Genomic DNA, 25013 nt, shown 5'->3' on the forward strand with positions numbered 1-25013 from the left:
CTCCCCGGGGAGGCGCGACCGGGGCGGTGGGGCCGCAGGTTGGGCGTCGTTTGGCGGAAAGCGCGACACTTCGCGACGTGGACGACACCTGTAGGTACCGTCCACGTCGCGAAGTGATGCCTCTGTCGCGAAGCGACGTCCAACCGCACCGCAGCCCACCACCAGACCTGGTGGGCTACCAGCCCCCACACCCTACGGCTACAGCCTCATCACCCACCACACCTAGCGGTCCCGACCGGATCCGGGCGGAGGGCTGTCGGCGCCCGCGGGCCCGAGGACATGCGGTGGGGCGGGTGCCAGGGCGATGGCCAGCGCCGTGGGGGCGGCCGCAACCAGGACGAAGCCGGCCATCGTCACTCCCGAGTCGTTGAGTGCGACTGCCACCACCGTGAGCACCCCCAGGGCCCGCAGCGCCGCAGGCCACCACGGCGGAGGCAGTAGGGCCTGCTGGGCCAGCCACCCGTAGCGGCTCGTCCCCGCCCGCCACTGGCGCCGCTGCGCGTGGCCCCACAGCACCGCCGCCGCGAGGGCAACCGCGGCGAGGACGAGGAGCAGCAGGGCCGGCGGATAGGCGAGGAAGGGCCGCACCAGCGCAGAGGCCTTGCGGGCGATCGTGCTCAGCGCCGAGCCGTCGAGGACCCCCAGGGCGAAGCGCCCCAGATGCGTGCGCTGCCCGTCGGGGCGCGCCAGGTCCAGTGCCGCGAAGCCTGCGACGGTCCCACAGGTCACGGCCCCGACCAGCAGCCACCGCCGCCAGCCCAGGCGCCAGCCCATGAGGGCCGCCGCCAGCGCCACGAGCGCCGGCACCAGGGTCAGGGCCCCACCCACATCCGCGCCCAGCTGGGGGGCGCCATCGAGGACCAGCGCCGCCCCGCCCAGGGCCGCCACCACCACCGGGGCCAGGATCCTGCGCCGGCGCCCCGCCTCATCCGCCACGACGGCGATGAGCACCATCAGCGCGCCGCCGGCCAGGGCGAAGGCCGTGTTGGACATCCCGTAGAAGCGCCCGGCCACTACCGCGTTCATCCCCAGGACTCCGTTGAAGGACAGGTGGGCGCCGGAGGCGCCATCGATGAGCCATCCCAGGCAGGTCGCCGCCGCCAGCGCCAGGCCCAGGGGGCCGCTCAGCCCGCTTCTGGTGCCGGCGGCACCGGCCCGGCCGTGCCCACTCATCGCCCTGGCCGCACTGCTCCCCCCGGCTCCGCGCAGCCCCGGCAGCGATCCCAGGCCCAGCACTGCCACCGCGAGGAGCCCGAGGACCGCCATAGCCATGAGGAGGAGGGCCCCCATGCCCGAGAGCAGCGCCAGGGCGGAGAGGACTCCATCCCGGGAGCCGGCGCGCCACCACGGCAGGAGGTTGGACAGCAGCGCGCCCGCCGGCAGGGCGGCCACCACCAGCGCTCCCGCCCGCACCCCTCCCAGGGCCCGGCGGCGGCCCGCCTCCCCGGCCCCGGGCCTGCCCAGGGCCAGGGCCGCGGCGACCAGCAGGCCCAGGGCCGCCGCCATCAGGAGCGTGCTGGAGGGGATGACGGAGGCATGGGAGGCACGGGCGTGCAGGGCGTCGTCGAGCAGCCGGTCCAGTCTCGGGTCGGAAGGCAGGCCCGCCCCGGTCCCGCCGGGCGCGCTCCCCGAGCGGGAGGGGCCGGGGGGCGCCGTCGGCCCCGGGGGCAGGCGCAGGGCATGCCCGTCGAGGCCTGAGGCCGCCTGGCCGGTGAGGGACTCGATGAGGGTCGGGGCCAGGTCGGTGAGCTGGATGAGGCCCGGCCGGTGGGTGGAGTCCCCGACGATGAGGCCGCCCTGCCGGCCCCGCGCGCCGGTGGTGCCGGCGGGAAGGACCGCGATCTGCGGGCCGGGATCCTCGTCGTCGGCCAGGGAGACCAGGAGGATGCGGCTGTCGGCGCGCGCCAGGGCCGCGCGCAGGGCCTGAGCCAGGGAGGCCAACTGGCCCGCATCGCCGATCCGGCCCTCCTGGAGGGTGGTGTCGATGAGGGTGAGGTCGGAGTCCGCTGCGCGCACGGCCTCCTGCGCGCTGGGCCCCGCATCCGGGGCGGCGGTCGATCCCCGGTGCTGCCCGGGATGGGGCTCCAGCGCCAGATACGCGTCCTGGCGCACCGCGCTGACGCTCAGGCCCCGCGCCTCCAGGGCACGTGCCAGTGCTCCCGGGGCCGTGCTGCCGGCGGGCTCCAGGCGACGCTCCGCGCCCTGGCCGAACCAGCCCATGCGCGTGCCCGCCCCCAGGGTCGTCCACCCGTCCTGCAGACTCGTCCTGGTCCGCAGGCTGCGGGGCACCAGGTTGACCGGCTCATTGGCCCGGGCGAAGTCCAGGACCATGGCCGCATCCTCGGCCGAATCGGGCTCGCGGGACAGGACCGCCAGGTCGGACCAGGTGAGGTTGTAGGTGGCCAGCACGATCGTGGGGGTGGGCCGCTCGGCGGGGCCGGTGGGGGAGGCGGGCGGCCCCTGGGACGGCCTGACCTCGCCGGGGGAGCGCGCGGCCGGAGCCCCCGGCCCCGCTGGGCCGCCGGCGCTCGCGGGGGCGGCCGGGCCGGCCAGTGCCGAGCCGGCGATGTCCAGGACCATGCCGACCACCATCATCACGATGAGGGCGTGGGCCGTCGCGCGGAGCGTCGCGCGTCCGCGCCGGGGCTTGGAGGGACTCACGCCACCAGCCTAGGCGTAGGCCCGGGCCGCTCCCACCGCTTCGGCGCCGTACCCGCCACCGAAGAGGCAGGCATGGATCATCAGGATGTGCAGGCTGTGCAGGCCGATGCGCTCGCGCCAGCCCTCGGCCAGGGGGGAGACCTCGTCGTAGGAGCGGTAGATGAGGTCCAGGTGGCGCTGGCCGAAGACCCCCAGTGCGGCCAGGTCGGTCTCGGCGTGCGCGCCGTGGGCCATGGGGTCGATGAGGACCCCGACCGGGTCGCCGCCGCGCGCCCCGACCGGGGCCGCCCGCCCAGAGGGCCCAGGGCCGAGCCCCGCCCGCGGCGGAGCCCATGCGCGCACCTCATCGGCAGGCACCCACAGGATGTTGCCGCACCACAGGTCCCCATGGGTGCGCGCCACCACCGGTGCCCCGGCTCCGCCGGCACGGCGCACCAGCGCCGGCTGGTCGGCGTCCAGCACGCCGTCGGCCAGGCGCGAGCACAGGCGCTCGATGACCGCCGCCCCGGCCGCACTGATCGAGCCGTTGTCCCGGGAGGGCCCCAGGTAGGGCAGGATCCTGTCCTCGGCGTAGAACTCGCCCCACCGCCGCGGCCCGCCCCCGGTCTCACGGGGATCGGCCCCATGCGGCCGCAGGCGCAGGTTCGAGCGGCCCATCCGCGCCCTGCCGTCCCAGCCGGGGGGCGCGGCCCCATAGGCCGGGGCGCCCGCGGCATGCGTCACCGCCAGGGCCCGCCCGAAGGCCCGCGCCGCCCCCGGCGTCACCCGCGTGGTCGCCAGTCGCGGCTCCTCCAGCCAGCCCGGGCCGGTGGTCACCGGCACCACGTGGGCCCCGCCCTCGGGCATGGCCCGGGCCAGCCACTCCAGGCCCTGGGCCTCCAGGCGGGTGGAGACCGGGCCGTCGTCGTGCTTGCGGAACCGCTGAGGGGGATGCGACATGGCACCAGCGTGCCAGCAGTCCGCCCCCGGCGCAGCCAGGGCCCACGGCGCCGGTCCGAGGCCCGGGGCGGGCGGAAGTCCCCCCACGGCGCCGGTCCGCGGACCCCCGGGGCGACCCGCCCGCCGGATCGCTACCCTGTGCCCATGACGGAAAACCTCTGGTCCTTCCTGGGGCCCGCCGGCACCTTCACCGAGATGGCGCTGAGGCAGGTCGCCCCCGTGGATGTCGAGCTCGACCCCTGCCAGGACGTCCCCACGGCCCTGGACCGGGTGCGCTCGCGCGCCTCGCAGGCCGCCGTGGTCCCGATCGAGAACTCGGTGGAGGGCGGGGTCAACGCCACCCTCGACAACCTCGTGGCCTCCACGCCCCTGGTCATCGCCGCGGAGATGGCCGTGCCCATCACCTTCGTCCTGGCGGGCAGGCCCGGCACCCGCCTGGAGGATGTCACCGCCATCTCCACCCACCCCCACGCCTGGGCCCAGTGCCGCGGCTGGGTCCACCACAACCTGCCCGAGGCCCTCTACGTCGCGGCCACCTCCACCTCGGCCCCGGCCCAGGCCCTGGCCGACGACGGGGAGCCGGGCTTCCAGGCCGCCCTGTGCAACCCGCTGGCCGCCCAGGCCTACGGCTTGGAGGTCCTGGCCGCCGGGGTGGCCGACAATCCCGAGGCCGTCACCCGATTCGTCAAGGTCACCCGGCCCGGCCGGGTCCCCCAGCCCACCGGTGCCGACAAGACCACCCTCATGGTCCAGCTCCCCCACGACCGCTCCGGGGCGCTGCTGGGCATGCTGGAGCAGTTCAGCGCTCGCGGCGTCAACCTCTCGCGCATCGAGTCCCGGCCGGTGGGCGACTCCCTGGGGCGCTACCGCTTCTCCATCGACGTCGAGGGCCATGTGCGCGAGGAGCGCGTCCAGGCCGCCCTCATCGGCCTGCACCGCACCTGCCCGATGGTGCGCTTCCTGGGCTCCTACCCGCGCCTGGACGCCCGCCCGGTCATGGTCCTGGCGGGCACCAGTGACAAGGACTTCGTGGTGGCCCGCTCCTGGGTGGCCGACGTCCTGGAGGGCAGGGCCCGGTAGGCCGCGGTGCCACGACGAGGCGTGCCGGGCCTCAGTGCAGGCGGGCGGCGAGGCGGGCGGCGGCGTGCAGCCACGCGCGCTGCGTTCCCGGCGCCAGGGACCGCAGTTGCAGGGGGCGCCCGGCCATCATCGGGTCGTAGGGGATGGCGACGGCCTCGTGGCCGATCTGCTGGAAGCGCGAGACCAGCTCATCGGGCCCCGGCTCGGCGGCCGAGCTCTGCGAGACCACGACGAGCGCCCCGGAGGCGAGCTCGGCCCCGTGGGCGTCGCGCTGCGCGAGCTCGCTGAGCAGCAGGCGGGCCGACTCCGCGTGCTCGGGGCGGGTGATCGTGGGCACCACGATGGCATCGGCCCGCGCGATCATGGCCCGCCAGGCCGGGGAGCCCTCATCGTTGCCGCTGTCGACGACGACGAGGCGGTAGTACCAGGACAGGACGCCGTGGACCCGGGTGAAGTCCTCATCGGTGGGGCAGTGGCCGTCGGCCAGGAGCTCGGGGCGCGAGCGCAGCACGTCGAAGCCGTCGTCCTGGTGGTGGGTGAATGCGGAGATCTCCACCGGGCCGGCCTCCGGGGACAGGAGGCGGTCGATGCTGGGCAGCAGGTCGATGACCGTGCGCCCATGGGGCCCCTGCTCGGTGCGCCAGCCCAGGGTCCCGCGGGCGGGGCTGTTGTCGAAGGCGACGACGCCCGTCCCGCCATGGCGGGCGAAGAGCGCGGAGAGCAGGATGGTGGTGGGGGTCTTCATGGACCCGCCCTTGCCATTGACCACGGCGATGGTGCGCGAGCCGCTCCAGTGGGCCGCGACAGCCGCGATGTCGCGGCGCTGGCCCTGCTCGCTGCGGGAGGGCCGCAGACTCAGGCCCACCCGGTTCATCGCCCCGCGCAGGCCGGTGCGGGCCGGGGCCCGGTCCTCTCCCAGGGGGCCCGGCCATTGGTCGGCGGGCCGGGGGCCGGCGGCGGCTCCCGGTGCGGGATCCTCCTGGGGGGAGGGCGGGACCCCCTGCTGCCAGGAGGCGGTGTCCGGGCTCTGGTGGAGCAGGCTCGGGGCCTGGCCGGCCGGGGCCGGCTGCCCAGGGGGATCGGACTGGGCGGCTGCGCCCGCGGGCCAGAGGGCTGGACCGCTCTGCCCGGCCGGGGGCGGGGAGGCGGCGGGCGCCGCGGGGCCGGCCTCCGCGGTGGTGGACGGGATCGTGGCGGCCCCGGTGCTCGCGGCGGTCTCGAAGGGCGAGGCGGGCAGTGCCTCTGGGAATGCCGGTTCAGCCGATGGCGCTGCCGGCGGCTCCAGGGCCTGGGGGTCGGCCGGCACCGGGGGAGGCCCGGGAGCGGCTATGGACGGGGGCGTCTCCACCGAGGCCGTGGCGGTGTCGTGCCGGGCCGATCCGCCGGGCGGGACCTGGAGGGCCTGGGCCGGGCCCGGGGCTGATGCCCGCTCGACCGGGTGATGGGCCGGCGCGGTCGATGGGGGGATCGATGGAGGGATCGATGGCGGGATCGATGGCGGGGCGGCGCTCGGGCCCGCTGGGGCCGCCTCATCCAGCGGGCCGGTGGCCGGGGGAGAGTCGGGGGCCGCTGCGGGGACGTACCCGTAGCCCGCGGTGAAAGGATCATCCGGCTGGGCCGCCGGCTCCATCGGCGGTCCCATCGGAGGCTGCACCGGCTGCGCGGCGCCTTCGTCGGGCCGCCCCGGGCCCTGCGAGTCCTGCGAGGTCAGAGGGCTCTCAGTGACCATGCCATCGGGGTGGATGATGATCTCCCAATGATCATCGGGCTCGGTGATCGAGGCCGGGATCTCACGGCCCAGCACCAGGGCCCGCTGGACGATGAACCTGATGACACTGGTGCGGACCGCATCGGCATCGCCCTCCTCGAAGGAGGTGACCACCCCGGAGAGGTTGACATGCGCCCGGCCCGTGGCGTCCATCGTGACGACGGCGCGCGGCCACCCATTGGCAGTGCTGCTCATCGAATCCCCTCGTCCCTCTCAGTGGTGCGTGAGCCGATCAGCCCCATCGAGCCCCCGCCGGTCCGCCGCCGCTCCCCGATGCCGCGGGCGCGGGGACGGAGGCGCGGAGGGCGCCGGTGCTCTTGGAGGATCTGACGGCGGCCCACGATACCCGCCCCGAGCCCTCGGATTGCGATGAGGTCACGGCCGGAGGCGGCTGCTGGCGCGCAATCCCCGGTGGGGGTCGGCCGCGGGCCCCGTTACGCCCGGGGCGGGTCACAGGCCGGGCACGGGCCGGTGCGGCCGGCCCGATGGGCCGCCCCTGGTGGGCGCCGGCGCTCAGGGCCGGCGGATGCGCAGGGCACCGGCCTCCAGGCGCACATGCACCCCCCGGGTGGGGGGCAGCAGATCGCCGTCGACCTCCACCAGCGCGGGGGCCGCCAGGCGCACTGTGACGTCATTGCCCTGGCGCAGCAGCACCCTGCCGGTGGCGCGCTCGGGGTCGGCGTAGGCGGCGGCATAGGGCGGCAGCACCTGCCTGGCCAGGGAGCCCCACCCCACCAGCCCGGCCACGGTGTCGATGGCGGCGATGTCCAGCAGGCCGTCATCGAGGCGGGCCCGGGGCAGGAGCGTGATCCCCGCCGGCAGCCGGCCCCCGTTGGCCACCAGCAGGCTGCGGGCCGTCAGCCGCTCCACGCGCCGCCCCGCCTGGCCGGGAGCGCCGCCCCGCGCCGCGCCCTCCGGCCCGGTGCCCGACGGCGCCGCCCGCCCACCGGGTGCGGGCGGCGCCGCGGGCGCCTCCGGGCGGTGGGCGCTGCCCGGCTCGCCCGCCAGGCTGAGCACCAGGTCCATGCGTGGGGAGCGCAGATTGCCCATGGCCGCCAGGGCGTAGGCGCCCCAGCCGAGGCGGGCCTTGAGCATGGGGCGGGTCGCCGCCACCAGCCCGGCGTCGAAGCCGATCCCTGCCACCACCATGCAGGCGTGCTCGCGGCCCAGGGTCGGGCGCGCCCAGGAGTCGCAGCCGGCCGGGGGCGGGGAGCCGCCCGCCCCGGCGCTCGTGGCCGTCTCCCCGGCCGGGCCCCCGGGACCGCCGGGAGGGGCCCCGTCATCGGCCCCGTCATCGGCGTCGGTGGAGACCCAGGCCAGGTCGCAGGGGCCGGCCGAGTCGCAGGCGAGGACCTCGGCGGCCTGGGACAGGTCGGTGGTGGGCAGGCCCAGATTGCGCGCCGCCAGGTTCGCCGTGCCCAGCGGCATGATCCCCAGCTCGGCGGGGGTGGAGGCCAGCCCCGCCGCCACCGAGCGCACGGTCCCGTCTCCACCCGCGGCCACCACCAGGCGCGCACCGCTGGCCACCGCCAGGCGCGCCTGGGTGGCGCCGGGCTCGGCGCCGGAGGTCTCCAGCCAGACCGGACCGCGGAACCCGGCCTCGCGCAGTCGCCTGCCCAGCAGATCGCCCACGGCGCGCGTCGCCTTGTGCTTGGAGGGGTTGACCACCACGCAGGCCAGGGGGCGGTCCGTCTCGGAGCCGCTGTGCCCGGTCCGGCCCGTCCGCCGCGCTGCAGTCATGGGCCAAGGCTAGCTGGCCCGATGGCCGCGCTCCTGCCGGCCCCATGCGGGCTGGAGCACCGGGGCGATGAGGCGCTCGGGTGCTCAGGACTCGATGGGCATCATGGGCAGGCCGGCCTTGCACACCAGGTCGGTGATGACCTCGGCCAGCTGCTTGAACTCGGCGCCGCGCGAGGAGGAGGTGCGGTGGACCAGGTTCATGTGGCGCACCGGGCCGCGGCCCTCGAAGCGCACCACTGCGTACTCCTCCTGGGGCGGCAGCATCCGCAGCGCGCCCTCGGGGATGACGGTGATGCCCGAGCCGTGCGCCACCATGCGGATGACCGTGGACAGGGTGGTGGCCACGGCCAGGGGCGGCTGGGAGCCGTAGCGCTGGCACAGGGCCAGGGTCTGCTCGCGCAGGCAGTTGCCCTCGTCGAGCAGCAGGACGGACTGCGTTTCGAGCTCCTCGGGCCGGAGGTCCTCGCGCCCCGCCCAGGGGTGGTCCGCGGAGACCAGCACCACCAGGGGCTCATCGAACATCGGCACCGCCGTGGAGCGGTGCACCTCCTCCTCTTCCAGGGAGATGATGGCCGCGTCCAGGCGGCCCTGGCCGAGCAGGTCGAGGATGTCGCCGGTGACCAGCTCGCGCAGCTCGGGCTTCATCTGGGGCAGGGCATCCATGAGCCCGTCCAGGAGGATGGGGGCCAGGTAGGGGGCCAGGGTCGGGATGATGCCCAGGCGCATGGATCCGGTCAGTGCGGCCCCCTGATTGGTGACCGCCTCGCGGAAGGCCTCGGCGGACAGCACCGCCTCGCGGGCATAGGGCAGGAGGGTCTCGCCCAGGGGGGTGACCAGGACGCGGCGGGTGGTGCGCTCCACCAGCTCCCCGCCCACGCGCTTCTCCAGGGCGGTGATCGCCTGGGAGAGGCTGGGCTGGCTGACGCCCAGGGCGGTTGCGGCCTCACCGAAGTGCTGGTGATCGCACAGCGCCACGAAGGCTCTGAGCTGGGAGAAGGATGGCAGGCTGGAGGTCGGCATGAGAGTGTTCCTGTGGTCGATGGGATTCAGGGACGTGATGACAAGTGATAGTGAAGGGCTCTGGAGGTCCTTCTTACGGAAGAGCACTATAGGTCATCTCCAATCAATCGGATCAGCCTCAGAAGCGATATCACGCTCATGTAGCGCAGGTAACGATCGTGAGGCGATCCGGACGCGACGGCGGCCCCCGTCCGGCCGGGTGGGGCCGGGAGGGCCGCCCCGCCGCGGCCCGGCCGCCCCTCGGCGGCCCTCGGGGCCCCGGGCGCCTGTGCTCAGGACATCTTTCTCACTGCCCCCGACTTGGGTAAGGTCCGGGGGAGAAGGAGAATGGCGGGGCTGGAGCCCTGGTATGGCCGGCGGTGGGCGCTTCCGCGCCTCCCGCTCGGAGGAGTGATAATGAATCCCGTGTTGAGTGCCCTGGCTGGTCTGCGCGCTGCGCTGCTCCCCGACGGGGGTCGGGGTCGGCCCGCCTCGGCCGAGCAGATGGGGGCCGGGGCTCCGGGGCAGTGCGTGCGAGCGCCCCGGTTGGCCCGTCCACCGGCGGTATGGGATGCTTCTGCGCCCGATGCCGGTCCCGAGAGCGGCCCTGTGCCTGACCACGCCCGAAACGAGAGAGTCCATCGTGAGTATCGCCCAACGGCTCGAAGAGCTGTTCGCACAGACCACAGGCCCGTTGGGGCGACCCGTTACACTGCAGGAGATCACCCGGCGGATGGAGGAGCGGGGGATCTCGACGATGTCCGTCAGCTATCTGCACCAGCTGCGCACCGGGCAGGCCCAGAACCCCAGGCTCCAGCACCTGCGGGCCCTGGCCGACGCCTTCGAGGTGCCGCTGTCCTTCTTCATCGACACCTCCGAGGAGGGCGGCTCGGTGGAGGAGAGCCTGACGCCCCAGGAGCGGATGGTCGCGATGCGGGTCCACGGGCTGAGCGACGAGGCGCTCAGGAGCATCAGGGCGATCGTGGAGCTCGCGCGCCGCAGCGAGCAGCTGGACGACCCCTCGCAGGGCTGACCGGCCCGCAGCCCTCCGGGGACGACGTCGAGAGCATCGCCTGGCCCGAGGAGCCCTCCGTCCAGAGCCTGGGCGAGGCCATCGGGCGGGTGCGGGGCATGCGCGTGGTCCTGACCCCCATCCCCGAGGAGCTCCAGAGCGCGGAGGTCAACGGCCTGACCGTCTCGGTGGGCAGCACGGCCAAGGTCTACTACGACCCGCGCCTGTCCCCGCTCAACCGCACCCAGACCATCCTTCACGAGTTCGCGCACATCCTGCACGGGGACCTGTGCTCGGAGAAGAGCGCGACCAGCTACCGCACCACCTTCGAGACCCCGCAGGAGCGGCGGGCCGAGCTGACCGCCATGCGGCTGATGTTCGAGCTCCACCGCCGCTGCCACAGCTCCGACCTCCTCGATTTCCTGTCGGGGAGCGCGGACGACTCACTGAGGCACTGACGCGCCGTGATGACATCGGCCCTCATCGTCGGCGTCTGCGCCGCCCTCGTCGTCGTCACCCTGATCCACAGGGGCACGGGCACGCGCACCCTCCTGCTGCGCTGCATCGCCGTGACCCTCCTGGCCTCCGCCCTGCTGCGGGAGCTGGAGGGGATCGATGGCGGCCCGCCCCTGGCGGACCTGCTCAAGCGGCTCATCTTCCTCGTCGCCCTGGCCGCCGTGGTGGTCCTGGTCCTGACCTTCCGCCGCCCCGCCGTCTCCCCGCGCGCCGTCCGCCGGGTGTGGGCGGGGGCGGCGGTCATCGGCCTCATCGAGTGCGCCCTGCTGGCGCTCATGCCCGCCGCGCCCAGCGACCTCCTCTACGCCCACGCCGACACCTCCGTGGCGGCCTTCCTCTACTACGCCATCTACGAGGCCACCATCGCTGGGACCGCCGTCTTCTGCGCCCTGGGCAGCGTCGCGGCCCTCGTGCGCACCCGTCAGCCCTTCATCGCCCGCCTGTCCCTGGTGCTGCTGACCCTGGCCGCCGCGATCTCACTGTGCTATGTGGGCGTCGGCTGGCTCTCCGTGGGCCAGGGCTCCGGCCTCGAGCTCCTCGTCCTGCGGCGGCGGCTCTTCCTGGCCACGATCACGCTGCTGCTGGTGGGCATGACCGCCTCAGCGCTCCATCGGCTCATGGCGGCCGTCCGGGCGGCGGTGACCATGAGCGTGGCCGCCGACGTCGTCGAGCCCCTGTGGCGCGAGGTGGTGGCGCTCCACCCCGGTGTCAGGCTGGCGGTGGACCAGCCCACCCGCCGCGAGCGGCTCCTGCGCCTGGTGGTGGAGACCAATGACGCCCTGCACCGCATGCGCCGCGGCGCCCAGAGCCCGCCTGATCCGCTCGACCCCCGGGCCATGGCCCAGATGGTCGTCGACGTGCTGGGCGAGCAGGCGGTGCCCGGTCCCCTGAGCCGGCGCACCCGCGTGCTGGTGGGCCTGGGGGCGCTGCGGGCCGATGATCCCCTCGTGTCGTCCATCCGGGACTTGTACGATATGAGGATCGCCCTCGCCGCCCGCGATCATCGGAGCCCACGCCCGACGACGATCGTCCCGGTCCTCCCGCCCGAGACGACCGGATGGATGCGGACGGCCCCCTGATGGCAGCGCTCGACCGCAACCGACCACCCCACCCCCGCGGGCGCATCCCCCGGGGCCCGCACCCCGGGTCGCCCGAGTCCCCGGACGCACAGAAAGCGTGAGAATCATGATGACGTCCATGACATCCTTCCTCGGGATCGGTGTGGCAGTCGGGCTGGTCGGTGTCGTCACCCTGCTGCACAAGGGCCGGGGGCCGCGCACGGTCCTGCTGCGCGGGGCGGCCATCACCCTGCTCCTGGCCACGCTCCTGCGCGAGGCGGAGGCCCTCTACCCGGGCCTGGCCCTGCTCGACCTCCTCAAGCGCCTGGTCTTCCTGGTGACGCTGTCCTCGGTGCTCATCCTGGTCCTGACCTTCCGGCGGCCATCGATCTCCAGGAGGGCCGCCCGGCGCCTCTGGATCAGCGCCGGGGCCATCGGCCTGGTCGAGTGCCTGCTGCTCGCCCTCATGCCCGCCGGCCCCTGGGGCGCCCTGCCCCCGTATGAGGCCGCGGCCCAGTCCCCTGCGGTCTTCCTGTACTACGCCCTGTACGAGACGACGATCGCCGCGGCGGTCATCACCTGCGCCGTGGGGAGCACCTCCGCGCTGCTGCGCACCCGTCAGCCCTTCCTGGCGCGGCTGTCCCTGCTGCTGGGCACGCTCTCGGCGGTGGCCGCGGTCGGCTACGTCGTCGTGGGCTGGCTCACCCTGCTGGATGCCCAGGGGAGCGGCTCGGCGGCGCTGCGCCACTACCTGTTCCTGAGCACCATCACCCTGCTGCTGGCGGGCATCGCCGTGGGCGGTATCCGCAAGATCGTGGTGGAGGGCCAGGAGGCCCTGACCACGAGCCTGGGCACTGACATCGTCGAGCCCCTGTGGCGCGAGGTGGTCAAGCTCCACCCCGGCGTCATGCTGCCGGTGGACCGGCTCACCCCGCGCGAGCGGCTCCTGCGCCTGGTGGTGGAGACCAATGACGCCCTCCACCTCATCCGCCGGGACTCGGCCACCAGTCCCGACTCGTTCCAGGGGCGCGATCCGGCCGATCCGCGGCTGACGGTGGACCTGCTCATCCACTTCCTGGGCGAGAGCGTGGTGCCCGGGCCCCTGAGCCTGCGCACCAGGCTCCTGGTGCGCACCGGTGCGCTCATGGCCGACGATGAGATCGCCTCCTCGGTCAAGGACCTCTACGAGCTCAGAGTCGCGTTCGCCACACGCACCAAGTGGCGCAGGCGCCTGTCCCTGGCCGAGCCGCTCGGAAACCGATTGTGAAACCTGCGTTCCAGGCGGTGGCGGTGTTGCGGAGTACGCTCTCACCGGGGGAGGCGCGTTCGTCGCCAGTGGAAATTTTTATATTCCAGTGACATGATCTGGGCACGGCAGAGGGCACCCGATCCGGTGGCTGATGCCGATCCGAACGCCACAGCAAGGAGTTCACTGATGATCCACGCCCGCCCCATGCGCACCCATCGCCTCCCCGGCCAGGCCCGGGGCCGCGATCTGGACAACTGCGCCGTCCTGTCATGACCGCGCACATCTCGGTCTGCGACCAGGCCGGAGGGGTCTCCCTCATCCGCTCGGTCACGGATGGCCCGGACGCCCATGAGGGGCGTGGCCAGGGCACCCGGGGCGCTCCTGCGGTTCAGGCTGTTTACGAGGTGCTGGACGGGCAGGGCCGGCAGGACGATGAGGTCGTGGTGGAAGCAGTGGTGGATGAAGTGGTGGATGAGGCGGCCCGTGCCGCCCAGCGCGCGCGCCACGCGGTGGATGTGGCCCACCTGGCCCACCTCATCGACGACCTCCTGGACAACGCGGGCGCGGACGACGCCGATCGCCGGGCCATCGCCGAGCACCTCACCGGAGGGCGCCGCCTGGCGCTGGACGGCTCCTGCCACGACTCCTGGATGCTGACCACCGCGCTGGCCCAGTCGTGGCACGCCTACAGCCAGCGCGCCCAGCTGTCCGCCGGCGCCCTGCTGAGCATCCTGGATGGGGCCTGCGGCATGGTCACCGACTACATCGATGCGGAGGCGGTCGCCCGGATCCTGCGCAGCACCCAGGAGGAGGTCGACGCCGAGCAGGTGGTCGAGCTCATCCACTGGCTCGAGCGCGGCGACGTGTGGGACAACAAGGTCACCGCCGAGCAGATCCGGGTGGCCTGGGCCAGGTACCGCGACCGGCGCCACGAGTCCGCCGGCGCGGCCTGAGGGAGCGCCGTCCCGGTGAGCCCAGTGCCCGATCGGATGCCGTCCGCCCGCCTCCTGCGCCCCCGGCCCGTGCCCCCGGGGCCGGGCGGGGCCGGCTTCCTGGCTACACTCGCCCCATGATCGACCTGCGTGCGCTTCGTGAGAACCCCGAGCCCTTCCGCGCCAGCCAGCGTGCCCGCGGCGCCGACGTCGAGCTCGTCGACCGCATCCTGGCGGCCGACGAGGCCCGCCGCAGCTCCCTGAGCGCCTTCGAGGGCCTGCGCGCCCAGCAGAAGACCATCTCGAAGTCGGTGGGGCGGGCCTCGGCCGAGGAGCGCCCCGCGATCCTGGCCCAGGCCAAGGAGCTGGCCGAGCAGGTCAAGGCCGCCGAGGCCGCCTCCAATCGGGCCGCCGAGGCGCTCGACGAGCTGGCCCACCAGTTCGCCAACCTCATCGCCGGTGCCCCCAGCGGCGGCGAGGAGGACTACGTGGTCCTCCGCCACGAGGGCGGCCGGCCCCGTGACTTCGCCGCGGAGGGATTCACCCCCGCCGACCACCTGGCCCTGGGCGAGGGCCTGGACATCATCGACACCCGGCGGGGCGCCAAGGTCTCCGGCGCCCGCTTCTACTTCCTCAAGGGCTGGGGCATGCGCCTGGAGCTGGCCCTCATGACCGCGGCGCTGGACAGGGGCACGGCCCATGGCTTCATCCCCATGACCACGCCCACCCTGGTCACCCCCCAGGTCATGGGCGGCACGGGCTTCCTGGGCGCCCACAGCGACGAGATCTACTACCTGCCCGCTGACGACCTCTACCTCACCGGCACCTCCGAGGTGGCGCTGGCCGGCTACCACACCGATGAGATCCTCGACCTGTCGGCGGGCCCCCGGCGCTACCTGGGGTGGTCGACCTGCTACCGGCGCGAGGCGGGGGCCGCGGGCAAGGACACCCGCGGCATCATCCGCGTCCACCAGTTCAACAAGGCCGAGATGTTCTCCTACTGCCGCCCCGAGGAGGCCGAGGCCGAGCACCAGAGGCTCCTGGCCCTGGAGGAGGAGATGCTGGCCCTGGTCGAGCTGCCCTACCGGGTCATCGACACCGCCGCGGGGGACCTGGGGTCCTCCGCCGCCCGCAAGTTCGACTGCGAGGCCTGGCTGCCCACCCAGGAGCGCTGGATGGAGGTCACCTCCACGTCCAACTGCACCACCTACCAGGCCCGGCGCCTGGCCGTGCGCGAGCGCCGCGAGGGAGGCACCGCTCCGGTGGCCACGCTCAACGGCACCCTGGCCACCACCCGCTGGCTGGTGGCACTCCTGGAGAACCACCAGATGGCCGACGGCTCCGTGCGGGTGCCCGAGGGCCTGCGCCCCTACCTGGGCGGCCTGGAGGTCATCGAGCCTGCGGGGCGCTGAGATGTCCCGACCCGCCTCCCGTGCCGCCGACGGCGGTGGCGCCCCCGCCTCGGGCCCGGCCGTCGTGCCCCTGGGGCTGCCGGCCGAGTGGACCAGGAGCCTGCGCCGCGACCCGCTGGGCCACGAGGCCTACCACGCCCTCATCCAGGAGCGGATGGCCGACCTGGAGCGCCTGGAGGAGCAGGGCGGCGCGCCCCTGACCCCGGGCCCGGGCCTCCTGGTGGCCCTCGATGTGGACGGCACCATCCTGGACCTGGACGGCGGCGTCTCGGAGCGGGTCATGGCCGCCATCGCCCGCCTGAGGGCCTGCGGAGCGGCCGTGGTCATCTCCACGGGGCGCGGCATCGACGCCGCCCTGCCGGTGGTCCGCCACCTGGGGATCTCCGAGGGCTGGCTGGTGTGCGCCAACGGCGCCCTGACCCTGCGCCTGGACCCGGGCGCCCCCGACGGCTTCGAGATCGTCGATGAGCGCTCCTTCGACCCCACCACCGCGATCTCCACCCTTCTGGCCGCCGTCCCCGAGGGGATCGTGGCCGTGGAGGTCCCCCGGGTCGGGTTCAAGGTCTCCCGGCCCTTCCCCAATGGCGAGCTCATCGAGGACCAGGTCGTCGTGGGCCTCGATGAGATGTGCTCCACCCCGGTGACCCGCGTGGTCCTGCGGGCCCCGGGCATGTCCGTGGACGAGTTCTCCGCGCTGGTGGCCGGCTCGGGACTGCACTCGGTGGAGTACGCCATCGGCTGGACCGCCTGGCTCGACGTGGCGCCCGAGGGCGTGACCAAGGCCTCAGCCCTGGATGCGCTGGTGGCGCGCCTGGGCCTGGATCCGGCCCGCACCCTGGCGGTGGGGGACGGCTCCAATGATGTTGAGATGATCGAGTGGGCCGGGGTCGGCGTCGTCATGGGCAGCGCACCGCAGTGGGTGCGCGAGCGCGGCGACATCCTCACCGAACCGGTGTGGCGCGAGGGATGCGCCGCCGTCCTGGACGCCCTCGTGGAACGAGTAAGGCAGAACGACTGATGCTCCACCTCCCCGCCCGCCCCTCCTCCCGGCTCCTGGCCGCGGGCTGCGCCGTGGCCCTGGCCGCCGCGGGCCTGGCCGCCTGCTCGCCCTCGGCGGGCTCCGATGGTGAGAGGGCGCATGCCTGCGCGGCCTTCGAGGCCTACGACGTGGCCCCGGCGCAGGTCACCGTGGCCTCCTCCCTGGGCGGTGCCGAGGCTGAGCGGTTCGAGGCCTCGGTGGCGGCCTTCGAGCAGTGCACGGGCATCGACATCGTCCACACCGGCTCGGACTCCCTGGAGGGGGACCTCCTGGCGGCCTCGGGGGCGGACACCGCCACTGAATCGGGGGCCTCGCCCGCCAAGCTCCCCAGCCACGAGGGCATGCCGGACCTGGCGATCATCCCGCAGCCGGGACTGGCGGCCGAGCTGGTCGACACCGGCGTCGTCCAGCCGCTGCCCGACGCGGTCAACGCCAATGTCGAGCTTGGCTGGGACCGCCAGTGGGGGCAGGTGGGAATCCACGCCTCGGTCCCCTACGCGGCTCCCCTCATGGCCTCGGTCAAGTCACTCGTGTGGTACTCCCCATCGGCCTTCGCGGCTGAGGGGTACACGGTGCCGACCTCCTGGGCCGAGCTGGAGTCCCTGACCGCGCAGATCGCCGCCGACCATCCCGACGGCCGGGTCGCCCCCTGGTGCCTGGGCGTGGCCGACGGCAAGGCCTCGGGCTGGGTGATGACCGACTGGCTGGAGGCCGCGCTCCTGTCCACCCAGGGGCCGGGGGCCTACGAGGCCTGGGCCGACCACAGCGTGCCGCTCGACGACCCCTCCGCCCTCAGCGCCCTGGGGGAGGTCGATCAGATGCTCATGGCCCCGGGCCATGTGCCCGGCGGTGGCCAGGCCGCCGCCGCCCGCAGCGCCGTCGAGGCGGGCGCCCAGCTGGTGGAGGGGCGCTGCCTCATGCTCCTGGCCTCCTCCTCCTTCGAGTCCGAGCTGCCCGCGGGGACGATGATCACCGACCTCAGGGGCGGGGAGGCGGTCCCCGCCCCGGTCGCCTCGCGCAGTCCCTCGGCCCCGGGCGCCGGGACCGACGGCAGTGGGCAGGCCGCCTCCGGTCAGGCGGCCTCCCCGGCCACCGCCAGTGCGAGCCCCGGCGGTGCGGACATGGGCGGCATCAGCACCAAGGGCGCCGTCTCGGCCTTCCTCCTGCCCACCGATGAGCAGGGGGGCGACCCCGTGCTGGTGGGGGCCGAATACCTGGTGGCCTTCTCCCGGGGGGAGGCCCAGACCGCGGTGATGGCCTACCTGACCTCCGCCCAGTGGGCGCAGGAGCGCACCGCCCTGGGAGGCATCGCCACCGCCCACCGGGGGGTCGACCCCTCCCAGATCCCGAGTGATGTGGCCCGCCGCTCCAGCGCCCTGCTCCAGTCCCGGGAGGCGGCGGTGCGCATGGACGCCTCGGACCGCATGCCCGTGGCCGTGGGCACCGACGCCCTGTGGTCCTCCCTGGAGCAGTGGACGACCGGCTCCCTGACCTCCGAGCAGGCCCTGGGCCGGGCCGAGGAGGCCTGGCCCCAGAAGTGAGGGCGCCGCCGTCAGGGCATCCCACGACTGAGAAGTGGCGCTGGACACGGGGGGAGGACTTCCTGGTAGCCTGCGCTCGGACGGCGGTGGTGCGACCTCCACCACCACCTTGCGCCACCGCCGTCCCTTCATCCGCGAGGTCGAGGAGGACCCATGGGACTGGGATGGTTCGGTGCTCCGGAGCACCATCGTTGGCTCGCCCAGGAGACCCACGCCCTGCTGGGCTATGCGCGCGCCGCCGCCGTCCCGGCCGGCTTCGGCTGGATCGGACCCGACGGCGCCGTGGACGCCTCGCACCCCGTGGAGCTGTGGATCACCGGCCGCATGACCTTCTGCTTCTCCCTGGGCGCCCTCATGGGCATCCCCGGCTGCCGCCGCTACGCCGACCACGGCGTGCGGACCCTGAGCAAGGTGCTGCGCGACCACGAGCACGGGGGCTGGTACTCGGCAGTGGAGCACGAGCTGGACTCCGAGGGCCACGGCGTCCCCGTGGACCCCAGGGGCCGCAAGGAGTGCTACCAGCACGCCTTCGTCCTGCTGGCCGCGGCCACCGCCACGGCCGCGGACCGCCCCGGGGCGCACGAGCTGCTGCGCGAGGCCATGGCGCTCCAGGAGCGCCACTGGTGGGATGAGCGCCACGGCCTGCCGATCGAGTCCTACGCGGTCGACTTCACCGATCCCGAGGACTACCGCGGCATCAATGCGGCCATGCACACGGTGGAGGCCTACCTGGTCACCGCCGATGTCACGGGCGATGTGCGCTGGCTGGAGCGGGCCGTGCAGATCATCGACTTCGCGGTCAATGTTCAGGCCCGCGGCAACGACTGGCGCCTGCCCGAGCACTACGACACCGCCTGGCGCCCCCAGCTGGAGTACAACCGGGACCAGCCGGCCCACCCCTTCCGCCCCTACGGGGTCACCCCCGGCCACGGCCTGGAGTGGGCGCGCTTGACCGTCCAGGCCCGCGGCGCCCTGGTGGCCCGGGCCCTGCCCGTGCCCGAGTGGATGCTCGACGCCGCCGAGTCCCTGTTCGACCGCGCCCGCAGTGATGGCTGGAGGGTCGACGGCGAGCCCGGCTTCGTCTACACCACCGACTTCTCGGGCAAGCCGGTGGTGCACGAGCGCATGCACTGGGTGGTGTGCGAGGGCGTGAGCGCGGCGGCGGCCCTGCGCCGGGCGCTGCTCGACGATGGCCGGGGCGAGATCGACGTCGAGCTGTACGAGCACTGCTACCGCTCCTGGCTGGACTTCGCCGAGGAGTACCTCATCGAGGCCCCCGGCGTGTGGACCCACGAGCTCGACGCCGGCAACGCGCCCTCGACTCGCACCTGGGCCGGGCACCCGGACATCTACCACGCCCTCCAGATGACCCTCATGCCCCGCCTGCCGGTGTGGCCGGCGATGGGCCAGGCGCTGGCCGAGGGGCGGCTCGACGACCCCGCCTCGGCCCTGCCGGTGCACGCCCAGCAGCCGCGCCGCCGGGGCTTCTTCGGGCGCAAGTAGCAGGAGCCCGCCGGTCGCCGCAGCCGTGCGGCTGCGGCCCGGGCCCGGTGGTGGTAGTCTCGGGCCTCGTCCCGCCACGGCGGGGCATGGAGAGGTGACAGAGCGGCCGAATGTGGCGGTCTTGAAAACCGCTGTGCGCCTGGCGCACCGGGGGTTCGAATCCCTCCCTCTCCGCCATACCCTGCTTACTCGAACCCCCGACGGTCCCCGGACTGCCGGGGGTTGTGGCGTGTCTGGGGGTGGTGTGGTCGGTGGTGTCTGGCTGGGATGGGGAAGTGGGCTCGGTGTCCGGGTAGGTGGGGGTGAGCAGGCTGGCCAGTGGGGTGGTGGGGGTCTGGCTGGTGGGGCTGTCTGTGGGGTGGGGGTAGCAGGCAGACTGGGGCGCGGTTGGATGAGCAGGATGCGGCGTGGTTGTTGCGTGAGTTGGCCTGGTTGCGCAAGCGGGCGGGCTTCACCGCGGCGCGCCTGGCGGGCGCACCGTTGGTCGATGAGGCGCTGCGTGCCAGCCTGGAGGATTCTTCTGAGCGGTTGCGTCATCGCTTCGTCTCGGCGATCTGATCCCTGGAGGAGGACGATGCCCAGTTGCCCCAGGTGCTGTTGGATGCCTATGGGCTGAGCCAGGCCACGGCCGGTTGCGGTGGGCTGCTGGCGCGGAGGCGTGTGGTGGCTGATCGCCTGGGGTGCAGCATGGAGACCGTGGCTCATCGTGAGGAGGCGGGCATGCGGTTGCTTCATGCTCGGCTGGTGGCGGGCCGTTACGCCCAGGCTCCGTTGGTGCTGGATGTGCCTGAGATGCATGGTGGGGTGGTCTATGAGGAGACCAGTACGCTGGTGGTGGTGGCCCAGCGGCGTTGGCGGGCCACGGTGGAGCGCTACCGCCTGGCCAACATGGCCGGGGAGGTGGACTACCTGACCATTGCCCGTTCCTATCCCGCCGTTGTGAGTGCCGACCCGGCTGGGGAGTTCGTGGTGCGTTCCCGGGAGGTGGCCGGCTCGGGGTGGAGTGATCACTTCTGGCACATCGACCCAGCGAGTGGTCAGCCGGCCCCGATGCGGGATGCCACTCGCTACCAGTTGGCCTTCCGCCTGGAGCCCGATCCTCAGGATGAGGCGGTGGCTGAGCCGCTGCTGCTGGCCAGCCGGGCCTTCCATGCCCGTAGCCTGCTGGCCACCATCCGGGTGCGGTTCATCGGGGAAGCGCCCCGCAGCATCTGGGCCTATGAGGGGGCCAGCCCCTTCGCCCGCCCCCAAACCGCCAGCCGCTACAACCGCACCGGCCTGGACGCCCACCAGCAGGCCACCCTGGTGCTGCGCGACGTCCACGGTGGACTGTTCAGCGGGTTCGGGTGGGAGTGGTAGGGGGAGGCGGCGGATGATCTCTGGCCGTTGGCAGTGTGCTTGAACGGCCTACTGGAGATGCGTGGTCAGCCAGCCCAGGAGACCTCAAAGGTCACATGTATGGGGATCGTCACACGACTTGCACCATTGGCTTCGATGTCTTACGCTGAAAGTGCAAAGCCTGGGTTACCCAAGGGGTAGTCCAGGCTCGTGTCGTTTTATCACCGCTGCTGCTTGGGTTTCTACAACTCTGTTGTAGGATTCCGAGAATCTTGCTGGCGAGAGAGAACGGCTACTTGGATCGAAGCTCATGCATCGTTAGGGTGGGCAACGATCGGGACGCCGAAAGGCGTGGTACTGGATGAGGAGTCATGCGCCACGATGTGAGTGCGCACTGGGTCAGCGAGGCCCAACAGATCAAGCGGTCAGCAGATTGGGCGCTTGCCAGTACCCCACGCACACGTGGTCCTTTTAGTTTCTGGTATATCCCTGCAGATATTCTAGTTGGTATTGCTTTGGTTGTTGCTGAGCTGGGCCAGTCCCTGTACGTGCTTCTTCCGCGAGCAGAGACTCAGGTGACGCCCTCAGTCGAAAAAAATTATGCTTCCCCTCGTTCTGCCTTGGCGCGCTTGCAACGATACGTTCGGAAGGCGTATGCCTCGCGGCATCGAATATGCCGAGGATCTGGCTGGTGGCTCACTCGACCTCAAAGGCGCGTTAATCCGCGTTGGCATTTGATGTTCCGACGATGTTGACCAGCGGCCAAGTGCTGATTTGCTCGCACGGCACGCTCCGAAAGACGCGGCGCATGATGTACACCGACGGTTAGAACGTGCCGAGCCATAATGGGCAGATAGCACCCATTGGACAGAACTCCATACGGTAGTGCGCGCATAATAGACAATAGACAGCGGCGAGGACGAACAGAATACCCCAAAGGTATTGCCTTAATCTGCCATCTCGTTTACAATGCAAGGAGATCATGTAATTGTAAACAGGAATGTCTATGACTGAGTTTGAACACCCCACAAACTCCAGCGAATACCAGCCTTGCCAAGGGACGGACGCAGCACCACTGCACCACGAGGTAGCAGACTGCAGTGAACAGGTTGTAGTGCCGGGTGAGGTAGCAGCACAACTTGGAGCGACTGCCTGCCAAGAGGCGTTATGCCAGATGCGTACACACAACCGTGAAGCAACGGCAGAAGAAAAGGATGACACCATGGCAACTGTAGCGATCTATCCAACGAATCCAACCGCAAAAAAAATGGAAAAGTTGCGGACTCGGATCTCGCAATGGTGGGCGAGTGTAACTTGGAAACCGGGGGACGACATCATCGTGACAGGAGACCCTGTCGATCCGCTTGATCCCGTGGCCTGCATAGGGCCAAAAGGTGCTAGAAAGTATTTTAATCGCTACAACATAATTGACGACCCCGACAATATAACCACAGATTAGTGGGTCTCGCTGCACCCCTCGTGATGGCAAGCCCTGTTTAATATTAGACTTTGATTCGCATCATAGAGTTTGGTCTAATCTAAGTTTCTAAGTTCTGTTGGCCCTGTTTGTCATACAGTTACGTCTCGCTTCTAAGTTAACCAGCATTTTGCGGGTATGTACGGCAGTGTGTAAAGGTGTTGATACAAAATGTATAATGAAAATGCCACCTCAAGCAACTTTATTCCTAAAGACGATTCGGATAAAGAAGAACTTCTTGAGGATCGTTCTACTATCTATTCTCAGATAGAAGCATTGGAAAATAGTTATGTTTCATGGAGAAGTCGCTCTATTATAACTCTCGATTTTGCTGATGGAGCGGGCACATATGTAGAGCACCTTAGTATTGATATAGATAAGGCTAAATTTGAAGAGAGTATTAATCACGAACGCTCTGAGCATTATTATATACCACTTGGATGGCGTCAAAGACACACTTTTTTGGAATTCGACTGCAAGGCCAACTCCGGAGAATCGTTGCAACTGATGCCTCTGTCATTCAGGCATGGATACACGGAGTGGCGGTTTTTAAAATCATGCCAGAGAAAACTCTCTAGTTCTTCCAGTCTTCCAAGTTGTATTAGAGACCATATAGTTGCCGTAATTAATGGGACAGCAAACCTAAGACAAGGAGTAAAATTACGTGGTCAATCATGCGCTAACCATTCTACTCAGTGTGAAGAATTATGGAATTCATTAATGAGCGATCCTGAAATCTACTCAGATTTTCTCAGAATGAGAAGCCGTGAGCCTCTAATTCTCAAGGCGAAGAAGAGTTATGATTTTTCTATACTGAAGTTACGCGAACGGAGAACTCTTGACTTTCCGCACAGAAAACTGAAGCAGGCGATGTTGGCGACGGGGCCTGCAGCCTTGAGATCAAGAAGAGCCTCCAGTATTAAAATCGTAGTTCCTCCAGATGTACGTATAAAGTCAGCTGCTTTATATGATATGCAACAACCGACGCCGTATCAAGCGTCACTATATGGAGACGGAAGTTGGGCACATATAAATGAGAATCATTCTAGCGATATAATCAAGTGGGCTATAACATTCTACCCTCGTCGCGCACATACTGTCACTCCCGGATTATTGATACTATTGTTCGGAATTTGCTTGTGCATTTATTGGTACTTTTCTACACAAAGAACGCCTCTCAGCGACTGGAACGAACAAACCGTAGGACTTTTTGCTAAGCGCCCTTCCTACGCTTTTCTTCTAGCCTACTATACCGCTAATATCCCGACATTATTTTACAGGAATCATGAGCGATCTTTCCTATATGGTTGGATGGTAAAAAGAATTCAATGGGGGTTGGGAATAGGGATGTTTTTCGTAGTGGCCTTCCCTTTCTTACCTCATGCAGCAATTAAGCTTGGTGAGTTGTTTGGTGTGCACGATCGAAGTGTGGGCTTTATTCCTGACATCCTCCAGTACTCTAGAATTGGTGTTGGCGTGTACTTAATTATGCTTACAATTTGTTTTTTTGTGATGTTTATTCGCCCTAAGGGAAAAGTCGGAATAAAGTGAGTAAACTCAGCCTGTCTTCAGCGATTTAAAGCCTTAAGAGTGTTGGCTCTCCGATTGGGGACGCTCAGACAGGCCTGAAGGGTGCTGTAAAGGGTCTTCTCTAGACAGACCGCTACCGCCGAAGTGTTGTTATCACGTGCCAGATTAATATCGGTGGTATCGGTAAGCCGGTGTAGCACTGGTGCTGCCTGAATCCCAGGCCTAGCAGTCCGCTGGCCGGGCCGGCGACATAGTCAAAGATGTGGACAGCGGTATGATGATATGGCTGAAATTAAACAAAGCCGTATCCTAGGAGTCTTTCGGGATGGAAATGATGGCGCCGGTCGTTGTAGAATACCTGCATGCAGGTAGATATCACGGTCGAAGAGCGGCAGGCCCTCCTCGGATGGAAAAAGCGCAGCGACAGCCTGATCCTCATTCGACTGAAAGCCGAAGCTATTCTCTACGCCTCGCACGGCGTTGACCTGGATTTCATCGCGGAGATGGTGGGCCGAACCGTCAGGACGGTTAAAGAATGGTTGTCTGCGTGGCGTGCCACCAGGCTGCACTCGGTGATCACCGGTCATGCGGGTAATGAGAACGCCGCCAAGCTTACCCGAGAACAAAAAGAACAACTCAAAGAGGTCCTGAGCAAGCCACCCTCGCAGTCCGGCATCAGCGCCGACTTCTGGGACGTGCCCGCCCTGGCCGATGTAGTGAGGACCATATTCGATGTCGAGTACAAGTCGGACTCCTCCTACCGACTGCTCATGCGCTTCTTGGGCATGACCTTCAAGCTGCCCGACCCGTTCGACAAGCGGTGTGATGAGAAGGTCATCAACAAGCGGATGGCGCAGGTCACAGACCAGGTCGAGGACCTGCTGGCCCAGGGATGAGAGGTCTACGCCGTCGATGAGGTCCGGGTTGAGCACGAGACGGAGACCAGGAGGATGTGGCTCCCTGCCGATAAGCGCACAAAAATCTATGTCGACCGCAGCAAGGCCGCCCAGTCGTTCTTCGAAGGTTATTCAGGGGTTGGTGTAGGTGTATAGGGCTAGGGTGGCTGTGATGGTTTCTTTGAAGGTGTCCAGTGGGCGCCTGTAGTCGTGGGATAGGATCTTCCATGATTTGATGTGTGCGATGGTTCGTTCGACGACGTATCGGATGTTGTTCAGGGATTTGTTGGACTGCTTCTGGGCCTTGGTGAGATCGCCGTTGG

21 protein-coding genes and 1 tRNA gene are annotated in these 25013 nt (G+C 69.8%); 16 read left to right on the forward strand and 6 right to left on the reverse strand.

What is annotated here, in order from left to right:
* Positions 1-222: 222 nt before the first annotated feature.
* Together J5X07_RS11515 and J5X07_RS11520 are read right to left on the reverse strand one after the other, a co-directional pair.
* The gene (locus J5X07_RS11515) at positions 223-2661 is read right to left on the reverse strand and encodes a hypothetical protein (RefSeq protein WP_208479890.1); all 2439 of its coding nucleotides are present in this window, start codon (positions 2659-2661) and stop codon (positions 223-225) included.
* A gap of 9 nt (positions 2662-2670) precedes the next feature.
* The gene (locus tag J5X07_RS11520) at positions 2671-3600 is read right to left on the reverse strand and encodes a fructosamine kinase family protein (RefSeq protein WP_208479891.1); all 930 of its coding nucleotides are present in this window, start codon (positions 3598-3600) and stop codon (positions 2671-2673) included.
* A 144-nt stretch (positions 3601-3744) separates the two neighbouring features.
* Between J5X07_RS11520 and pheA the strand changes: the two genes are divergently transcribed.
* A complete protein-coding gene (gene pheA / locus J5X07_RS11525) occupies positions 3745-4680 on the forward strand; it encodes a prephenate dehydratase (protein WP_124934501.1) in 936 nt (311 codons plus the stop codon).
* Between the two features lie 31 nt (positions 4681-4711).
* Here pheA and J5X07_RS11530 read toward each other — a convergent pair whose 3' ends face one another.
* From J5X07_RS11530 to J5X07_RS11540, 3 genes are all read right to left on the reverse strand, one after another.
* A complete protein-coding gene (locus J5X07_RS11530) occupies positions 4712-6643 on the reverse strand; it encodes a MinD/ParA family ATP-binding protein (RefSeq protein ID WP_208479892.1) in 1932 nt (643 codons plus the stop codon).
* Positions 6644-6961: 318 nt separating this feature from the next.
* Positions 6962-8188: a diacylglycerol/lipid kinase family protein gene (locus J5X07_RS11535; RefSeq protein ID WP_208479893.1), complete on the reverse strand. Its 1227-nt coding sequence runs from the start codon at positions 8186-8188 to the stop codon at positions 6962-6964.
* An 84-nt stretch (positions 8189-8272) separates the two neighbouring features.
* Entirely contained in the window at positions 8273-9208 is a 936-nt protein-coding gene (locus tag J5X07_RS11540; protein ID WP_124934504.1) for a LysR substrate-binding domain-containing protein, read from the reverse strand.
* A 736-nt stretch (positions 9209-9944) separates the two neighbouring features.
* On the opposite strand from J5X07_RS11540, the gene J5X07_RS11545 reads away from it, so the two are divergent.
* The 15 genes from J5X07_RS11545 (at position 9945) to J5X07_RS11610 (ending at position 24690) form a co-directional block, all read left to right on the forward strand.
* Positions 9945-10220 carry a hypothetical protein gene (locus tag J5X07_RS11545; protein WP_208479894.1) on the forward strand — a complete coding sequence of 92 codons (276 nt, stop codon included), beginning with the start codon at positions 9945-9947 and terminating at the stop codon, positions 10218-10220.
* Between the two features lie 98 nt (positions 10221-10318).
* Positions 10319-10657 (forward strand): ImmA/IrrE family metallo-endopeptidase, encoded by a 339-nt coding sequence (locus J5X07_RS11550; RefSeq protein WP_124934506.1) that lies wholly within the window; start codon positions 10319-10321, stop codon positions 10655-10657.
* Between the two features lie 9 nt (positions 10658-10666).
* On the forward strand, positions 10667-11794 hold the full coding sequence (locus J5X07_RS11555) for a DUF6545 domain-containing protein (protein ID WP_208479895.1): 1128 nt from the start codon (positions 10667-10669) through the stop codon (positions 11792-11794).
* 118 nt (positions 11795-11912) lie between these two features.
* Complete coding sequence (locus J5X07_RS11560) at positions 11913-13040, forward strand: hypothetical protein (protein WP_124934508.1); 1128 nt, start codon at positions 11913-11915, stop codon at positions 13038-13040.
* A 251-nt stretch (positions 13041-13291) separates the two neighbouring features.
* Complete coding sequence (locus J5X07_RS11565) at positions 13292-13975, forward strand: hypothetical protein (RefSeq protein ID WP_124934509.1); 684 nt, start codon at positions 13292-13294, stop codon at positions 13973-13975.
* A gap of 116 nt (positions 13976-14091) precedes the next feature.
* A complete protein-coding gene (gene serS / locus J5X07_RS11570; RefSeq protein ID WP_124934510.1) occupies positions 14092-15366 on the forward strand; it encodes a serine--tRNA ligase in 1275 nt (424 codons plus the stop codon).
* A gap of 1 nt (position 15367) precedes the next feature.
* A complete protein-coding gene (locus J5X07_RS11575; RefSeq protein WP_208479896.1) occupies positions 15368-16384 on the forward strand; it encodes an HAD family hydrolase in 1017 nt (338 codons plus the stop codon).
* Positions 16384-17946 (forward strand): extracellular solute-binding protein, encoded by a 1563-nt coding sequence (locus tag J5X07_RS11580; protein WP_208479897.1) that lies wholly within the window; start codon positions 16384-16386, stop codon positions 17944-17946. Before J5X07_RS11575 ends, J5X07_RS11580 begins: the two co-directional genes overlap by 1 nt.
* A 153-nt stretch (positions 17947-18099) precedes the next feature.
* Entirely contained in the window at positions 18100-19449 is a 1350-nt protein-coding gene (locus tag J5X07_RS11585; protein ID WP_208479898.1) for an AGE family epimerase/isomerase, read from the forward strand.
* 88 nt (positions 19450-19537) lie between these two features.
* Positions 19538-19626, forward strand: a tRNA-Ser gene (locus J5X07_RS11590).
* A gap of 210 nt (positions 19627-19836) precedes the next feature.
* Positions 19837-20007, forward strand: a complete 171-nt coding sequence (locus J5X07_RS13135) for a hypothetical protein (protein ID WP_243896792.1) — start codon at positions 19837-19839, stop codon at positions 20005-20007.
* 225 nt (positions 20008-20232) lie between these two features.
* Positions 20233-20808, forward strand: a complete 576-nt coding sequence (locus J5X07_RS13140) for a hypothetical protein (RefSeq protein ID WP_243896793.1) — start codon at positions 20233-20235, stop codon at positions 20806-20808.
* A 985-nt stretch (positions 20809-21793) separates the two neighbouring features.
* A complete protein-coding gene (locus J5X07_RS11600; RefSeq protein ID WP_208479899.1) occupies positions 21794-22246 on the forward strand; it encodes a hypothetical protein in 453 nt (150 codons plus the stop codon).
* Between the two features lie 189 nt (positions 22247-22435).
* The gene (locus tag J5X07_RS11605; RefSeq protein ID WP_208479900.1) at positions 22436-23815 is read left to right on the forward strand and encodes a hypothetical protein; all 1380 of its coding nucleotides are present in this window, start codon (positions 22436-22438) and stop codon (positions 23813-23815) included.
* Positions 23816-24156: 341 nt separating this feature from the next.
* Positions 24157-24690 (forward strand): hypothetical protein, encoded by a 534-nt coding sequence (locus tag J5X07_RS11610; protein WP_208479901.1) that lies wholly within the window; start codon positions 24157-24159, stop codon positions 24688-24690.
* 132 nt (positions 24691-24822) lie between these two features.
* Here J5X07_RS11610 and J5X07_RS11615 read toward each other — a convergent pair.
* Positions 24823-25013, reverse strand: a 191-nt coding sequence (locus J5X07_RS11615) for a transposase family protein (RefSeq protein ID WP_208479902.1), incomplete at its 5' end; no start/stop codon positions are given.

The organism is Actinomyces bowdenii (genome assembly GCF_017592395.1).
GTDB classification, from domain to species: Bacteria; Actinomycetota; Actinomycetes; order Actinomycetales; family Actinomycetaceae; genus Actinomyces; species Actinomyces bowdenii.

Coding starts and splice junctions, on each gene's coding strand:
- J5X07_RS11550 (WP_124934506.1), top strand. CDS start 10,319: ATGCGCGTGGTCCTGACCCCCATCCCCGAGGAGCTCCAGAGCGCGGAG.
- J5X07_RS11540 (WP_124934504.1), bottom strand. CDS start 9,208: ATGCCGACCTCCAGCCTGCCATCCTTCTCCCAGCTCAGAGCCTTCGTG.
- J5X07_RS11575 (WP_208479896.1), top strand. CDS start 15,368: ATGTCCCGACCCGCCTCCCGTGCCGCCGACGGCGGTGGCGCCCCCGCC.
- J5X07_RS11605 (WP_208479900.1), top strand. CDS start 22,436: ATGTATAATGAAAATGCCACCTCAAGCAACTTTATTCCTAAAGACGAT.
- J5X07_RS11555 (WP_208479895.1), top strand. CDS start 10,667: ATGACATCGGCCCTCATCGTCGGCGTCTGCGCCGCCCTCGTCGTCGTC.
- J5X07_RS11535 (WP_208479893.1), bottom strand. CDS start 8,188: ATGACTGCAGCGCGGCGGACGGGCCGGACCGGGCACAGCGGCTCCGAG.
- J5X07_RS11565 (WP_124934509.1), top strand. CDS start 13,292: ATGACCGCGCACATCTCGGTCTGCGACCAGGCCGGAGGGGTCTCCCTC.
- J5X07_RS11610 (WP_208479901.1), top strand. CDS start 24,157: ATGCAGGTAGATATCACGGTCGAAGAGCGGCAGGCCCTCCTCGGATGG.
- serS (WP_124934510.1), top strand. CDS start 14,092: ATGATCGACCTGCGTGCGCTTCGTGAGAACCCCGAGCCCTTCCGCGCC.
- J5X07_RS11600 (WP_208479899.1), top strand. CDS start 21,794: ATGACTGAGTTTGAACACCCCACAAACTCCAGCGAATACCAGCCTTGC.
- J5X07_RS11580 (WP_208479897.1), top strand. CDS start 16,384: ATGCTCCACCTCCCCGCCCGCCCCTCCTCCCGGCTCCTGGCCGCGGGC.
- J5X07_RS11520 (WP_208479891.1), bottom strand. CDS start 3,600: ATGTCGCATCCCCCTCAGCGGTTCCGCAAGCACGACGACGGCCCGGTC.
- J5X07_RS11530 (WP_208479892.1), bottom strand. CDS start 6,643: ATGAGCAGCACTGCCAATGGGTGGCCGCGCGCCGTCGTCACGATGGAC.
- J5X07_RS11560 (WP_124934508.1), top strand. CDS start 11,913: ATGACATCCTTCCTCGGGATCGGTGTGGCAGTCGGGCTGGTCGGTGTC.
- J5X07_RS11585 (WP_208479898.1), top strand. CDS start 18,100: ATGGGACTGGGATGGTTCGGTGCTCCGGAGCACCATCGTTGGCTCGCC.
- pheA (WP_124934501.1), top strand. CDS start 3,745: ATGACGGAAAACCTCTGGTCCTTCCTGGGGCCCGCCGGCACCTTCACC.
- J5X07_RS11545 (WP_208479894.1), top strand. CDS start 9,945: ATGTCCGTCAGCTATCTGCACCAGCTGCGCACCGGGCAGGCCCAGAAC.